The organism is Microvirga sp. 2TAF3, from assembly GCF_052114965.1.
Lineage (GTDB): Bacteria > Pseudomonadota > Alphaproteobacteria > Rhizobiales > Beijerinckiaceae > Microvirga.
In genome coordinates this window covers 1-14,971 of the sequence record NZ_JBFRFT010000016.1, presented here as the reverse complement: position 1 = coordinate 14,971, position 14,971 = coordinate 1, and the positions used below count along the sequence as shown (strand labels likewise).

The window sequence follows — 14,971 nt, the reverse complement described above, 5'->3', positions numbered from 1 at the left end:
CAATCTCCCGTTCAGGATGCAAGTTTGGCCTGCGTGGCGCCGAGCACGCTTCGCGTCTGCCGTGCGATCACCAGTTCCTCGTTGGTGGGGATGACCCACGCCGTGGGCCCGGGCCCGGTGGAGATCCGCGGGCCGCCGCCGCGGTTGGCGGCCTCATCCAAGGCGAGGCCGGCCCATGCCAGGCCGGCGATCACTTCCGACCGCGTCGCCGTGTCGTTCTCGCCGATCCCGGCCGTGAAGACGAACCCGTCCAGTCCGCCAAGTGCCGCAACGAGCGAGCCGATCTCGCGCGTGATCCGGTAGACGAACAGGTCGATGGCGCGCTTGGCATCGGCGTTCGCCGCCGCCTTCGACCGCAGGACCCGCATGTCGTTCGACAGGCCGGAAACCCCCAGGAGGCCGGACTTGGTGTAGAGCACGCCCTCTGCCTCATCCGGACTGAGCCCCATCTCCCGCAGCATGAAGAAGATGACGCCGGCATCGACAGCTCCGCAGCGGGTTCCCATCGGAAGGCCGTCGAGGGCGGAAAATCCCATCGTCGTGGCGACGCTGGTTCCTTCCTTAAGGGCACACAGGCTTGCGCCGTTCCCGAGATGCGCAACGATCACCCGTCCCTCGGCGAGACGAGGATCGTAATCCTTCAAGACGGATGCGATGTAGTCGTAGGAAAGGCCATGAAAGCCGTAGCGCCGCACGCCGCGCTCGCGCATCTCGCGCGGCAGGGCGAACAGGCTCGCGATGTCAGACTGTGTCTGGTGGAAGGCGGTGTCGAAGCAGGCGACCTGCGGCATTCCCGGAAGGCGGCGGCGGACGATCCGGATCGGCTCCAGGTTGTGGGGCTGATGCAACGGCGCGAGTGGCACCAGCGCCTCAAGCCTCTGGATGACGGAGTCGTCGACCAGCGCCGGGGCGGTGAAGGCCTCGCCGCCATGGACGACTCGGTGCCCGATGGCCGCGAGCTTGCGCCCCTCCTGGTGGGAGCGCAGCCATGAGACGAGATGCATCAATGCCTCCTCGTGCCCGATCCGGTCGCCCCTGCTCCACGTCATTTCATCGAGGATGGCGCCGTCCGTGTCCTTGACGATGAAGTGGGCTTCGGCCCCCAGGCCCTCATAGAGGCCCTTCCAGACGAGCCGCGGCTCCGCGCCGTCAAACATGTCATAGACTTGGAACTTGAGGCTCGATGACCCTGCGTTGAGGACGATGAGGACGGGGATCATGGCTCAGACCTCCGGGATGGCGAGTTGCTTGCGCTGCGCATCGGCCACCAGCGAAGCCACGGCGCAGGAAGCCAGCCGCGTGATCGTCGAGTCGGCCCGGCTCGTGAGGATGATGGGTACACGGGCGCCGAGCACGATGCCGGCGGCATCGGCGTCGGCGAGGAAAGTCAGGCTCTTGGCCAGCATGTTGCCGGCCTCCAAGTCCGGAACGACGAGCACATTGGCCTGCCCGGCAACCGGGGACTGGATCTTCTTGATCGCCGCCGCGCCGAGGTCGATGGCGTTGTCGAGGGCGAGCGGACCATCGAGAATCCCACCCGTGATCTGCCCGCGGTCGGCCATCTTGCACAAAGCCGCGGCCTCGATGGTCGAGGGCACCTTCGGGTTGACAGTCTCCATCGCCGACAGGATCGCCACCCGCACCGGATCGACCCGCAGTGCCCGGGCGAGATCGATGGCGTTCTGGACGATGTGGACCTTGTCCTCCAGCGTTGGCGCGATGTTCACCGCCGCGTCGGTGATGATGAGCGCGGTCTCGTGGCCGGGAACATCCATGACGAAGCAGTGGCTGATCCGGCGGGCCGTGCGCAGCCCACCCTCGCGGCGGACCACGGCGCCCATGAGCTCGTCCGTATGAAGGCTTCCCTTCATCAGGGCTTCCGCCTGGCCGGACCGCACGAGATTGACGGCCTCTTCCGCAGCGGCATGGCTGTACGGCGCGTCGACGATGCGCATCCTGGAGACATCCTTGCCGAGCGCCTCCGCGGCGGCCTTGATCTTGGCCTGCGGCCCGACGAGGATCGGCTCAATCAGGCCGAGCTCGGCCGCCTCGAACACCGCGCTTAAGGAGGCCGCATCGCAAGGGTGCGCCACGGCGACCTTCAGTTTCGGGAGAGACTGGGCAGCCACCACGAGCCGGTCATACTTGTCGTGCCGCCGCTGACCCTGTTGGGACGTGCCCGGGGCTGGAACCGCAACCGTCATGATGACCTCCCACGTATACCGATGGGCTGTGGCGATTGAGTGCCAGGATGCCGCCGGGTTTACGAGGAGCTTGCAGGAACGCCTCCCATGCCCAATTTCGCGACCGTCCGGCTTGTCTGCAGACGCGAGTATGACCTTCCCGATATCCGCTGCTTGACCGGTTGAGCCAATATTTTGACAGTTTAGGACTGCCCGGCGGGAAATGAGCGATGAGCCCGCCTTGCCTACCCCGGATGATCCGAGCAAGGGAGCGGTCGGCCTCGTCCTGAAGGAGACGCATGGCTCGCCTCCTCTGCCTGCGGGATGACCGGGTCAGTAAAGGTTGCCCGACCGGCTTGGGGGCCGCCGGCGTCCGGGCCTGGACGAGGGTGATGTGGCCTGCGGGGCCGCCGCGATTTCCGGACACGGGGGTGGCTGGCGCGCCACGCCGACGGAGTCTGCCGCCCGGACCAACGCCGGAAGGCGCGCGTGAAGGCGCTCGACTCGGAGTATTTCAGGGCCGCCGCGATCTGGCTCAGCGCCATGTCGGTGTTGGCCAGCAGCTCGCACGCAATCTCGAAGCGGACTTCGTCGGCAACCCGCCGGAACGCGAGACCCTCGATACGCAGGTGTCGGTGCAAGGTGCGGCGGTGCATCGAGAAAAGGCGCGCGATTTCGGCGGCGGAGCACGTGCCCCTGAGCAGTTCGGTCCGAAGCACCCGGCGCAAATCCTCGGTGAGTGAACCAAAGCCATGGCCTGACTGCATCTCGTCTGCCCTGCGGGTGGATTGCATTTCCATCGCTCCTCCCTCCTTTCTGGAGTCCTGCCGCTATCGGACCGACCACATCATAGTCACTCCCTGTCCGCCTGCTTGACCGCTTAGGACTTTCTCTTGACAGTTCGGAACCGAAGGCGGTTGTTCCGACTAGCCGCCTTCCTCGGGCGGCTTGCCTTTGACGAGGGTGAGAACCTGTCGGGCGGCCGCCGGCTTTGGTGCGCAAGGCTCATCGGGGCCCAAGTCCGGGGGGCCCAAGTCCGGACAACGTTTGCAAGTCCGGACAACGTTTGTGAGTTGGAGTCTCACGTTAAATGTCCAAACATTTGTCTCAGACTGGAAGCCAAGTCACTGAAAGCGCTCAGTCAGCTGTCTCACGCCAAAATGCTCAGTGACACCGGTGATCCTGAGGCGGGTATCAGGAAACTCCTCTGTGGAATCGGGTGCGGCGGGCCGGGCCAGCGGGATTCTGGCCTGATATAGGCGGACTTTCCTCCCATGCATCCGCGACAGATGCACCCTCCATGCAGCGGCGAGCACCATGGCCTCGGCGCGCGTCCATCGTCAGCGATGAACCTTCACATTGAAATTGCCCGGCGGTTTCCTGGCCTTCGCCTTCCCTCCCCGAGGAGGGCTGCCGGGCATATAGGACCGTGGACGGTTGGCGGTCGGCGGTCGGCGGTCGGCGGTCGGCGGACCTGAGAACCAAGCTAACGGCACTTCAACGGAATATAGCCGGGCAGTGTCGCCCGACACCCTCCGGGCGGAGGGCCAGACGATGATTTTGCCGGTGCCGCCGTTGCTTCAGGCTCCCCCGTCAACCATATTGGGTGGCATAGCCCCCAACTTGGAGTTTCATCCGCGCTCCCCACCCGGAAGGAGATAGCTCAATCCATGTCCAGTGGCATGCCCCTCCTGGCCATCATCGCCCTTCCTTTCATCGGGAGCTTCATTGCCGCCTTCCTGCAAAAGGATGCCCGCAACGGCGCCGCCTTCCTGGCCGGGATCATTGCCCTCTGCGGCACCGTCGTGACGGCCGTCCAATATCCGGCCGTTCACCGGGGTGGCGTCCTGCGCATCGGCATCGAGTGGCTGCCGTCCCTGGGCCTCGACTTCACCCTGCGCATGGACGGCTTCACCTGGCTCTTCGCCCTGCTGGTCACCGGCATTGGCTTCCTCGTGGCGCTGTATGCGCGCTACTACATGTCGCCCGAGGATCCCGTGCCGCGCTTCTTCGCGTTCCTGCTTGCCTTCATGGGGGCCATGCTGGGCATCGTCCTGTCCGGCAACATCATTCAGTTGGTCTTCTTCTGGGAGCTGACCAGTCTCTTCTCCTTCCTCCTCATCGGCTACTGGCATCACAATGCCAGCGCCCGTGACGGGGCGCGCATGGCGCTGACGGTCACGGCCACCGGTGGATTGTGTCTTCTCATCGGCGTTCTGCTCATCGGCCATATCGTCGGCAGCTACGATCTCGACGAGGTGCTGGCCTCCGGGGATCGCATCCGCGGCAGCAGCCTTTATCTGCCCGCCCTGATCCTGGTCCTGCTGGGCGCCCTGACCAAGAGCGCGCAGTTTCCGTTCCACTTCTGGCTGCCCCACGCCATGGCCGCGCCCACCCCGGTTTCGGCCTATCTCCACTCGGCCACCATGGTGAAGGCGGGCGTGTTCCTGCTCACCCTGCTCTGGCCCGTGCTGTCCGGCACGGAAGCCTGGTTCTACATCGTCGTGACGGCGGGCCTCTGCACCCTGCTCCTCGGTGCCTACGCGGCGATCTTCCAGCAGGACCTGAAGGGTCTGCTGGCCTATTCCACCGTCAGCCACCTCGGCCTCATCACGTTGCTGCTCGGACTCAGCAGCCCGCTGGCTGCCGTGGCGGCGATCTTCCACACCATCAACCATGCGACCTTCAAGGCATCGTTGTTCATGGCCGCCGGCATCATCGACCACGAGTCCGGCACCCGCGACATCCGGCGCCTGAGCGGGCTGTTCCGGTTCATGCCAATCACCGCCACGCTGGCGATGGTCGCTGCCGCAGCCATGGCCGGCGTGCCCCTGCTCAACGGCTTCCTCTCGAAGGAGATGTTCTTTGCCGAGGCGGCGGCCTTCCACGTCGACTCGCTTCTCGACCACTCCCTGCCGTATTTCGCCATGCTGGCGAGCGCCTTCGGCGTCGCCTATTCCTTGCGGTTCATCCACGGCGTGTTCTTCGGTCCGCCCGCAACCGACCTGCCGCGCAAGCCGCACGAGCCGCCCCATTGGATGCGGTTCCCCATCGAAGTCCTGGTTTTGGTGTGCCTGCTCGTCGGCATCCTCCCGGCGATGACCATCAAGCCCTTCCTCGCGACGGCGGTCCGGGCGGTACTGGGACCCGACACCCCGCCCTACAGCCTCGCCGTGTGGCACGGCTTCAACAAGATCCTGCTCATGAGCGTGATCGCGCTGGTGGGGGGCGTCCTCCTGTACTGGCTGTTGCAGGGTTATCTCGCGAAGGGCATCGACGGTTCTCCCCTGGTGCGTCGCCTCAAGGGCCAGCGCATCTTCGAGCGCGTGCTGGTCAACCTGTCGTGGAAGTGGGCCCGCTCCCTGGAGCGTCTGTTCGGGACCCAGCGGCTTCAGCCGCAATTGCGCCTGTTGGTGGCCTTCGCGGTCCTTGCGGCCCTTTGGCCACTTTACCGGATCGACCCGGAAGCCGGTCCCCTTGCCGGCAGCGCCTTCGACCCCGCCTTCCTCCTGCTCTGGATCGTCGGTAGCCTTTGCGCTATCGGCGCAGCCTATCAGGCCAAGTACCACCGCCTCGCCGCCATGGTCCTGCTGGGCGGGGCCGGGCTGATCACCTGCATCACCTTCGTCTGGTTTTCGGCGCCCGACCTCGCCATCACCCAGCTTCTCGTCGAGATCGTCACCACGGTGCTGATTCTCCTGGGCCTGCGCTGGTTGCCGAAGCGGATCGAGGTCGCGGGCGAAGGCCTGTCTGCCGGATTTCAGGCAAGGGTGCGCCGGGGACGGGACCTGGCCCTCGCCATCGCGGCCGGCACGGGCATGACACTGATCGTCTACGCGATGCTCACGCGACCTCTGCCGAATACCATCTCGCGCTACTTCGTCGAGAACGCCTATGCGGAAGGCGGCGGTTGCAACATCGTCAACGTCATCCTGGTCGACTTCCGCGGCTTCGACACCTTCGGCGAGATCGTGGTGCTCGCCGTCGTGGCGATTACCGTCTTCTCCCTCTTGCGCCGCTTCCGCCCTGCGCCGGAGAGTGTCGACGCGCCCGAGCAGCAGCAGGTGCAGGATGCCCACGACAGGGCCAGTCCGGACCGTGCCGTTGGCGATACCCTGGCCGACTACCTTACGATCCCTGGGCTGATCATGCAGTGGCTCTTCCCCGTGATCGGGCTGGTCGCGATTTACCTCTTCCTGCGCGGGCACGACCTGCCCGGCGGGGGCTTCGCGGCCGGCGTCACCATGTCGATCGCCCTCATCCTCCAGTATATGGCGGGCGGGACCCGCTGGGTGGAGGCGCGCCTGAAGATCCGTCCCATCGTCTGGACAGGTCTCGGCCTGCTCTGCACCGCTTTCACCGGCATGGGCACCTGGCTCTTCGGGTATCCGTTCCTCACCTCGCACTTCCGGTACCTGGACCTCCCCATCATCGGCAAGGTTCCCGCCGCCACTGCGCTCCTGTTCGATCTCGGCGTCTTCGTCGTCGTCGTCGGGGCGACGGTGCTCATCCTGATCGCCCTGGCGCACCAGTCGGTCCGAACCCCGCGAGCCGCCCGTCCGCGGATTCCTGTCGCGACGCCTACAACGGCAAAGGAGGATGCATGATGGAGTTCATCTTCGCGCTCGCGGTCGGCATCCTCACCGCCTCGGGCGTGTGGCTGCTGCTGCGCCCGCGCACCTTCCAGGTCATCATCGGCCTGTCCCTGCTCTCCTATGCGGTCAACCTGTTCATCTTCGGCATGGGCCGCCTGCGGATCGGAGCGCCGCCGGTCCTCGAAACCACCGAGGCCGTCGATCCGACGCTCTATGCCGATCCGCTGCCGCAGGCGCTGGTCCTTACCGCCATCGTTATCAGCTTCGCCATGACGGCCCTGTTCCTCGTCGTCCTGCTGGCCTCCCGCGGCCTCACGGGAACCGACCACGTCGACGGCCGGGAGGACACACGATGATGGGCTTGAACGATCATCTCATCATCGTGCCGATCCTGCTGCCGCTCGTCTCCGGGGCCGTGATGCTTCTCCTCGACGAGCGCCGCCGCATCCTCAAGGGTGGAATCGGGATGGCTACGACGGTCGCCCTGCTGATCGTGTCGGTCATGCTGCTCCGCCTGGCCGACATATCGCCCGCGGGGTCGGGGGGATCGGCCGTGAGGGTGTACCAGCTCGGCAACTGGCCGGCGCCCTTCGGGATCGTGCTGGTGCTCGATCGGCTGTCCGCTCTCATGCTGGTGCTGACGAGCGTGCTGGGCCTCGCGTCGCTGCTGTTCTCGCTCGCGCGCTGGCATCGGGCCGGGCCGCGGTTCCACACGATCTTCCAGCTTCAGCTCATGGGCCTCAACGGTGCCTTCCTGACCGGGGATCTCTTCAACCTCTTCGTGTTCTTCGAGGTGCTGCTGGCCGCCTCCTACGGCCTCGTCCTGCACGGAGACGGGATCGTCCGGGTCAGGGCGGGCCTGGCCTACATCGTCATCAACCTGACGGGCTCCTTTCTCTTCCTGATCGGCGCCAGCCTGGCGTACGGCGTCACCGGAACGCTCAACATGGCGGACCTCGCCGACCGCGTTCCCGCCCTTGTGCCCGGAGATGCGGCCCTCGTGGCCACCGCTGCGGCGATCCTCGGCACCGCCTTCCTGATGAAGGCGGGCGCATGGCCGCTCAACTTCTGGCTCCCGACGACCTATGCCGCCGCGTCCGCACCGTCGGCCGCCATGTTCGCCATCATGAGCAAGCTCGGCGTCTACGTCATCCTGCGCCTGTGGACGCTGGTATTCGGCCCGGAGGCGGGGCCGCTTGCCGGGTTCGGCGGTGAATGGCTGCTCGTCGGCGGCATGCTGACGATCGTGTTCGGCACGATCGGCATCCTGGCGTCGCAGTCCCTGTCGCGGCTCGCCGGGTACAGCGTGCTCGTCTCATCGGGGACGCTGATCGCCGCCATCGGCACCGGAGACGTGGCGGTCATCGGCGCCACGTTGTTCTATCTGGTCAGCTCCACCTTGGGCATTGCCGCCTTCTTCCTTCTCGTGGAACTGGTCGAGCGCATCCGCGACCCCGGCGCCGATGTGCTCGCCGTCACCATGGAGGCCTATGGCGAGGGTGATGACGATGGTCCGGCGGACGAGATCGGGGTGGCCATTCCGGCGACGATCGCCCTGCTGGGAGGCAGCTTCGTCGCCTGCGCCCTGCTCCTCGCGGGCCTACCCCCGCTCTCGGGCTTTGTCGCGAAGTTCGCCATCATGGCAGCGATGCTCAAAATGGACGGCACCGCGGTCCAGGCCGCGACCTGGACAATGATCGGGCTTCTGACCGTGTCGGGGCTTGCAACGCTGATTGCCATGACGCGGTCCGGCATCAGCAGCTTCTGGGCCCGCTTGGACGACAGCGTTCCCCGGGTGCGGATCATCGAGATGGCCCCGGTGCTCGCCCTCCTGCTGCTCGCCCTCGGCCTCACCGTCGGCGGCGGGCCGGCGATGCGCTACATGGAAGCGACGACGCAGGCCCTCCGGGCTCCGCAAGGCTATGTCGCGGGCGTGCTGTCGGCGGAGCGGGCTGGACCGGCCCAGGGAGGAGGCGACCCATGAACTGGCTCCTCCCCTACCCCCTGCTCTCGGCCGCCTTGCTCGTCCTCTGGCTGCTGTTGAACCAGAGCGTCTCGGCCGGCCATATCATCCTGGGAGGCGTCCTCGCCGTGCTGGCGTCATGGGCGATGGCGACACTGCGGCCCGAGAAGCCGCGCTTCCGCCGTCCCGGCGCAATCCTGCGGCTTGCGGGCATGGTGCTGATCGATATCCTGCGCTCCAACCTCGCGGTGGGACGGATCATCGTCCGCTCCCGGGAACCCGGCGTGAACGCGGGCTTCCTGACCATTCCGCTTGCGCTGCGCAACCGTCACGGGCTCGCGGTCCTCTCCGTCATCATCACGTCGACCCCGGGCACGATCTGGGTGGACTACGACGCCGCCAAAGGAACCCTGTTGCTGCACGTGCTGGACCTCGTCGACGAGACGGCGTGGACCCGGCTCATCAAGGACCGCTACGAGCGGCGGCTGATGGAGGTCTTCGAATGAGCGCTCTCATCCTGACATGGGCCATCGCTGTCGCCCAGGTCCTGCTGGGTCTTGCCATGTGCTGCACGACCTACCGCATCATCACGGGTCCGCGCGCGCAGGACCGGATCCTCGGGTTGGATTCCCTCTACGTGAATGCCATGCTGATGCTGGTCACGTTCGGCATCCGCACCGGCAGCACCCTGTACTTCGAGGCGGCGCTGATCATCGGCCTCCTCGGGTTCGTCTCGACCGTGGCGCTTGCCAAGTTCCTCATGCGTGGCGAGGTGATCGAATGAGCGCCGTGGGAGATCTGCCGGCTTGGGCCGCGCTGCTGACTGCCCTTCTCGTGCTGCTCGGGTCCATCGTCACCCTGATCGGATCGCTCGGGCTGCTACGGCTCAGGAACTTCTATGCCCGCGTCCATGCGCCCACACTCGGCACGACCTTGGGCACGGCCAGCATCCTGGCTGGATCGGCCCTGTTCTTCAGCGTGATCGAGGCGCGGCCCGTCGTGCACGAGATCCTGATCATCACGTTCGTCACCCTGACCACGCCGGCGACCCTGATGCTGCTCGTTCGGGCGGCCCTATATCGCGACCGCACCGAGGGCAGCAGGGACGTTCCCGCAGCGGAGGTGGCAGAGAACTTGCCGCCCTCTGGATAGGGCCGGGATGTAGATCCACATACCCTTGGGGATTTTCCGTGGTTCTGTCGCAAATTCGAAGTATAGGCATTTTTCGCGCCAGTTCGCGGCTTTAGGAACTGCGTTTCGGCGCATAGAGGCTGGAGAACTGCTTGCGCAGAACGTTCTTCTGCACTTTGTCCATGGCGTTGCGCGGCAGCGCGGCGACGAATCGGCAGCTTGAATGTCGCTAGGCGGCTGACAAGCGCCGCCAGTACCGTCGCTTCATCGACTGCGACATCCTGTGAGCGCACCACGATGGCGCCTCATGACGCTCAGCAGCAGTTAACGTGACAATGCCGTTTTACTCATCCGCCTCAGGATCTGGTAACTCCGGGTAAGCCAATCGTAGAACCGAGGAACGGGCCCCGCCGCTCGGCCAACCCCTTGGAAGGGACTGAGTGGATCATTGTCCTTCGTGCGGGACGGCTCATCATCCTATTCTCCGCGATGCCAACGGCTGAGATCGATATGGTTGACATCTTCCTTTTCATTGCCATCTTATGACTAAGACAACCAAGGAGGCTGTTATGGCCCGCCAATCCGCATCGTCCAGCTTCATGTTGAACGTCCACGCCGAGCCCGACTCGGTGCAGGCGGCGTTCCTGCGCCGGGCCCTGTCCGCGCTCGAGCGGATCGCCGGCAACGTCCCGACGAAGACCCTGACGGAGATCCTCGCCGCCCCCACCGACGTCGGCTCCCTTGCCCAGCTGCTGAGCCGCTCCGAGGTGGTCGGGTCGGCCGTCACCGATCTCGACCCGCTCGCGCCGGCCTTGGCCCGGAACGTCGAGCACCGTCAGACACTCCTGAACCGGGCCGGTGGCGCATTGTCGGCGGACGAGGCCGGCCAGATTCTTGGGATCACCCGCCAGGCGATCGACAAGCGCCGGCGCGCCGGCACCCTGCTGGCGGTGCGGGAGGGCAGCGACTGGCGCTATCCGGTCTGCCAGTTCGACAACGGCGAGGTCGTGGCCGGCATTCCGGACGTCGTGCGCGGTTTCGGTGCGGCAAGTCCCTGGGTGGCGTTGGACTTCCTCCTCGCCCCTGACGCGAACCTGGCGGGCCGGACGCCGCTGGAGGCGTTGAGAGCTGGCGACCGCGACCCGGTGATGCGCCTGGTCCGCGGGTTTCAGGGCGACGGCTTCGCGTGACCCCTTCACAACCTCCCAAGAGCCGTGGACCGACCGGGGCCGCGCCCCCTCCGCCCGCCTGGCTCGGCAGCAAGAGCTTGCCGATCGATGTCCTGCCGGCCGGCACGGTGCTGCACCGGATCCACCGGGCATCACTCGGAACGGTGTTTTTTGGTCCCGGCCCTGGTGTCCCACCGACCTACCGGTTCGACAGCGCGAGCAGCCGGTTCGGCGTGCTTTATGTCGGCTTGAACCGGGCTGGTGCCGTGGCGGAAACGCTGCTGCGCAACCCGCAGCGCCTGATGGTCGCCACCTCGGAGATTACAGACCGCGCCGCGACGGAGCTGGCCTGCCGCCGTGAACTGCGCGTCGTGAAGCTTTATGGTTCCGGCCTACAAGCGGTCGGCACCGACAACGCGATCTCCACGGGTCCCTACGAACCATGCGGTTTGTGGTCGGACGCCCTCTGGGATCATCCGGACCAGCTGGACGGAATCGCGTATCAGTCCCGGCACGAGTCGAACCAAATATGTCTGGCTCTCTTCGAGCGTCCTGACATGGCATTCGACATCAGGTCGACGACGCCGTTGACGGCGATGTTGCATGAGGTCGCGGCCCTGCTCGATGCATATGGCAAATCCCTCTCACCCGCATAGCAGGTATCACAGTCACTCCCCATGAGAGCGTCGGAACCTGCCCTATTTCGACGACGTGGAAATGAGTGCGGTGGCGGGACTCCGGTGGCTTGTACCGAAGGCGGGTGGAGTGATCTACTTGTGCAACCGCAGCGCAGACGCTGCGGGCCGGACTGACGGCCATCGTCACGGCATGCAAAGGCTCGGCTTTCGCCTCACAGAGGCTTTCGTCGACGTTATTGCGTCAGCTTGCTGTACTTGCCGTCCTTCCAGACATTGATGTCGTAGTGCGGGTTCTTGACGTCGCCCTTCTCGTCGAAGCTGACGGGCCCGAGAACCGTATCGACGCTCGTGCTGCGCAGGGCCTTCGCGACGGCAACCGGGTCCGTGCTGTTCGCCGCGGCGATGCCGCCGGCGATCGCCTGGATCACGGCGTAGGAGAACAGGCTGAAGCCCTCGGGCACGAAGTTGATCTGCTTGAACTGTTCCATGGCGCCCTTCGCAGCCTCGGTCTCGCGGGCATCGGTCGGGAAGGTGAACAGGGTGCCCTCGCCCGCCGGTCCCGCCACCGACCAGAATTCGGGCGTGGCGAGGCTGTCGCCCATCATCAGCTGGAATGGGTAGTGCTGATCGGCCGCCTGCCGTTTGATGAGCCCGGCCTCCGTGTGGTAGCCGCCGAAATAGAGAAACTCGACGCCTGCGCTCTTCAAGCGGTTGATCACGGCGCGGTAATCCTTCTCCCCGGCATTGATGCCCTCGTAGAGAACTTCCTTCACGCCGGCCGCGTTGAGGGATTCCTTCACCACGTCGGCGAGGCCTTTGCCGTAGGCGCTCCTGTCATGCAGGATCGCGATCTTCTTCGTGCCGTAGTTGTCCTTGATCCACGGCCCGATGAAACGGCCTTGCGCATCGTCGCGGCCATAGAGCCGCATGATTGTCGCATAGCCGTTCTTCGCCGCATCGTCCGTGAGCTTCGGCGCGCTCGAAGCCGGGCTCATCATCAGGATGTTGTTCTCGCCATAGACTTCGGCGGCCGGGATTGACGAGCCGGAGCAGGCATGGCCATCGACGAACTTGATGCCTGCCGACAGGACACGGTTGGCGATGGCGACAGCCTGTTTCGGATCGCAGGCATCGTCCTGGATCGAGATCTGGATCTTCTTGCCGTTGACACCGCCATTCTTATTGATGGCCTCGGCAGCCAATTCGGCCCCGTGCCTGATCTGCTCGCCGATCGAGGCGACAGCGCCGGTCATCGGGCCTGCAACCGCGATGGTGATATCCTGCGCACGCGCAGCCCCGGTCGCGGCCAGGAGAGATAGGATGGACAGGGAAAGCAGCGGCCTAACGTTCATAACCTTCCTCCAGTCGATCGATCAGGGAGGCACACCTGAGGCGTCTGCGCCCTGAACATCCCTCTGGCCCGCCAGCGCCGCTCGGTCCCATTCGGACGACCGAAACGGCCGTAGCGTGGCATCGAGGGGGAACTAGGAGACGGTTCTACCTCGGAAAGCCCATATTGAACGTATTCTGTCCCAGAATGCGTTTCGAGCCAAAGACCGGGTCCCAAACTGGCCTGAGTACGAGGCCGGGCTGCGGGCGCGTTCCCATCCCAGTCAGCAGGGCTGAGGTGGCGCTCGCAGTCGAGGCCCTCAACCGCATGATCCGGACCGGCAAGCCAGTATCGGTGCGTGTTGCTTGAACTCCGTCATGGAGAGACGCCGGCGGCTTCGGTGTGCCGCCAGGCATCAACCCCGTCCGAGTGGTCAAGGCCGGCGATAGTCAGCCTCCCTCTGCTCCCCCACCCTGCGCAGAAGTTTCACCCAGGCTCTCAGCCCGTCATCGAAAGAGGAGAGGCGAAAGAACTCGTTGGGAGCGTGGTAGTCCTCATCCGAGGTTGAGAACGAGAACATCACGGTATGAATGCCAAGCTCACGAGCCATGATGTCGGTCATCGGCAGTGTCGCCCCCATTCGGACCCGGATTGGAGCCTTGCCCAGTGTTTCCGTCAGAGCATGTTCTGCTGCCGCGAGCAGCGGGTGATCCGAAGGGAGAAGATATGCTCTGGATCCGCCGCGTGGCTTTCCGAACGTGATCGTCGCGCCGTCAGGGCAGTGGCGCAACAAATGGCTCTTCACCATTTCCACCAGATGCTCGGGTGTCTGCCCCGGTACCAGACGCATGGTCACTTTGGCATGGGCCTCGTTTGGGATCACTGTCTTGCTGCCGGCGCCCGTATAGCCGCCCCACAGGCCATTCACCTCGAGCGTCGGGCGAAGCCATAGACGCTCCAGAGCTGTGTATCCGGGCTCGCCGCTCGGCGCCGTCTGAAGCTCGGCGTAGAAGGCTTCTTCGTCGAAAGGGATCCGAGCCAGCGCGGTTCGCTCCTGCTCGTGGAGCGGTTCGGCGCCATCGAAGAAGCCCTCTACCGCAATCCCACCTTCGCGAGTTCTGAAGGAGGCGATCAGTTCTGCGATGATGTGAAGCGCATTCGGGACAGCCCCACCATAGCGACCGGAATGAAGATCCTTGCAGGCCGTCGTGACGGTGAACTCGAAACCGGCATTGCCGCGAGAAGCGACGGTGACCGTCGGGAGATCGGCACGCCACCGCGCACCGTCCGCCGAGATGACGGCATCGGCGGCCAGCAGGTCGGCATAGCGCCGGCACAGGGCTCCGAGCGTCGCACTGCCGGTTTCCTCCTCGCCTTCGATCATCACCTTCACATTGACCGGGAGGCTCCCTTCCTCCTGTAGAAACGCGCCCAAGGTTTCCAGGGCAATGTGACTTGGAGCCTTATCGTCGGAAATTCCACGGGCGTAGATGCGCTCGTTCCTGACGGTGGGCTCGAACGGCGACGAGGACCATTTTTCGAACGGGTCCGGCGGCTGCACATCGTAGTGACCATAGATCAGGAAAGTCGGCTTGCCCGGCGCGCCGAGCCATTCTCCGTAAATGGCCGGATGACCACCGGCCTCCAGGCGCCGCACGTTGCGAAGGCCAATCGCCTCGAGCCGACCGAGCAGAAAGTCCTGAGCGCCGCGCATGCCGTCCGCGTAGGCGGGATCGGCACCGACCGAGGGATGACGCACGAATTCATAAAGGCGCGACAGGATCCCTTTGCGGTCGGATTCGAGCCGTTTCAGAACTAAAGCGCTTTTGGTTTCAGTGTAGGACATAGCCGGCGTGCCTGATCCAGCCTCGGGCATCTTTTGCAGTGATGGCGTCGAGGGCTGGTTTGAGTTCTGCTTCCAAGGCTTCGAGGCTGCGGGCAGCTCTCGCCTTGAGCCGCTCT

13 protein-coding genes are annotated in these 14,971 nt (G+C 65.1%); 8 read left to right on the top strand and 5 right to left on the bottom strand.

The window, feature by feature from the left end:
• Positions 1-11: 11 nt before the first annotated feature.
• From AB4Y97_RS15410 to AB4Y97_RS15400, 3 genes are all read right to left on the bottom strand, one after another.
• Complete coding sequence (locus AB4Y97_RS15410; protein WP_441999924.1) at positions 12-1,220, bottom strand: acetate/propionate family kinase; 1,209 nt, start codon at positions 1,218-1,220, stop codon at positions 12-14.
• Positions 1,221-1,223: 3 nt separating this feature from the next.
• On the bottom strand, positions 1,224-2,204 hold the full coding sequence (locus tag AB4Y97_RS15405; protein WP_441999923.1) for a phosphate acetyltransferase: 981 nt from the start codon (positions 2,202-2,204) through the stop codon (positions 1,224-1,226).
• A 224-nt stretch (positions 2,205-2,428) separates the two neighbouring features.
• Entirely contained in the window at positions 2,429-2,839 is a 411-nt protein-coding gene (locus AB4Y97_RS15400) for a helix-turn-helix transcriptional regulator (protein WP_442000016.1), read from the bottom strand.
• 1,014 nt (positions 2,840-3,853) lie between these two features.
• Between AB4Y97_RS15400 and AB4Y97_RS15395 the strand changes: the two genes are divergently transcribed.
• The 8 genes from AB4Y97_RS15395 to AB4Y97_RS15360 all read left to right on the top strand — a co-directional run bounded on the left by AB4Y97_RS15395 (position 3,854) and on the right by AB4Y97_RS15360 (position 11,697).
• The gene (locus AB4Y97_RS15395) at positions 3,854-6,790 is read left to right on the top strand and encodes a monovalent cation/H+ antiporter subunit A (protein WP_441999922.1); all 2,937 of its coding nucleotides are present in this window, start codon (positions 3,854-3,856) and stop codon (positions 6,788-6,790) included.
• Positions 6,790-7,134, top strand: coding sequence for a Na+/H+ antiporter subunit C (locus AB4Y97_RS15390; protein ID WP_442000015.1), 345 nt, complete (start codon positions 6,790-6,792; stop codon positions 7,132-7,134). Before AB4Y97_RS15395 ends, AB4Y97_RS15390 begins: the two co-directional genes overlap by 1 nt.
• Entirely contained in the window at positions 7,131-8,762 is a 1,632-nt protein-coding gene (locus tag AB4Y97_RS15385; RefSeq protein WP_441999921.1) for a monovalent cation/H+ antiporter subunit D, read from the top strand. Before AB4Y97_RS15390 ends, AB4Y97_RS15385 begins: the two co-directional genes overlap by 4 nt.
• A complete protein-coding gene (locus AB4Y97_RS15380; protein WP_441999920.1) occupies positions 8,759-9,247 on the top strand; it encodes a Na+/H+ antiporter subunit E in 489 nt (162 codons plus the stop codon). Before AB4Y97_RS15385 ends, AB4Y97_RS15380 begins: the two co-directional genes overlap by 4 nt.
• A complete protein-coding gene (locus AB4Y97_RS15375; protein WP_441999919.1) occupies positions 9,244-9,525 on the top strand; it encodes a K+/H+ antiporter subunit F in 282 nt (93 codons plus the stop codon). Before AB4Y97_RS15380 ends, AB4Y97_RS15375 begins: the two co-directional genes overlap by 4 nt.
• Positions 9,522-9,893: a monovalent cation/H(+) antiporter subunit G gene (gene mnhG / locus AB4Y97_RS15370; RefSeq protein WP_441999918.1), complete on the top strand. Its 372-nt coding sequence runs from the start codon at positions 9,522-9,524 to the stop codon at positions 9,891-9,893. The genes AB4Y97_RS15375 and mnhG overlap by 4 nt, the downstream gene beginning before the upstream one ends.
• Before the next feature lie 548 nt (positions 9,894-10,441).
• Entirely contained in the window at positions 10,442-11,062 is a 621-nt protein-coding gene (locus tag AB4Y97_RS15365) for a helix-turn-helix domain-containing protein (RefSeq protein WP_441999917.1), read from the top strand.
• Between the two features lie 77 nt (positions 11,063-11,139).
• Entirely contained in the window at positions 11,140-11,697 is a 558-nt protein-coding gene (locus tag AB4Y97_RS15360; protein ID WP_442000014.1) for an RES family NAD+ phosphorylase, read from the top strand.
• A gap of 215 nt (positions 11,698-11,912) precedes the next feature.
• On the opposite strand, the gene AB4Y97_RS15355 is transcribed toward AB4Y97_RS15360, so the two are convergent.
• Together AB4Y97_RS15355 and AB4Y97_RS15350 are read right to left on the bottom strand one after the other, a co-directional pair.
• Positions 11,913-13,031: an ABC transporter substrate-binding protein gene (locus AB4Y97_RS15355; RefSeq protein ID WP_441999916.1), complete on the bottom strand. Its 1,119-nt coding sequence runs from the start codon at positions 13,029-13,031 to the stop codon at positions 11,913-11,915.
• A gap of 411 nt (positions 13,032-13,442) precedes the next feature.
• Positions 13,443-14,855: a dipeptidase gene (locus tag AB4Y97_RS15350; protein ID WP_441999915.1), complete on the bottom strand. Its 1,413-nt coding sequence runs from the start codon at positions 14,853-14,855 to the stop codon at positions 13,443-13,445.
• Between the last annotated feature and the right edge of the window lie 116 nt (positions 14,856-14,971).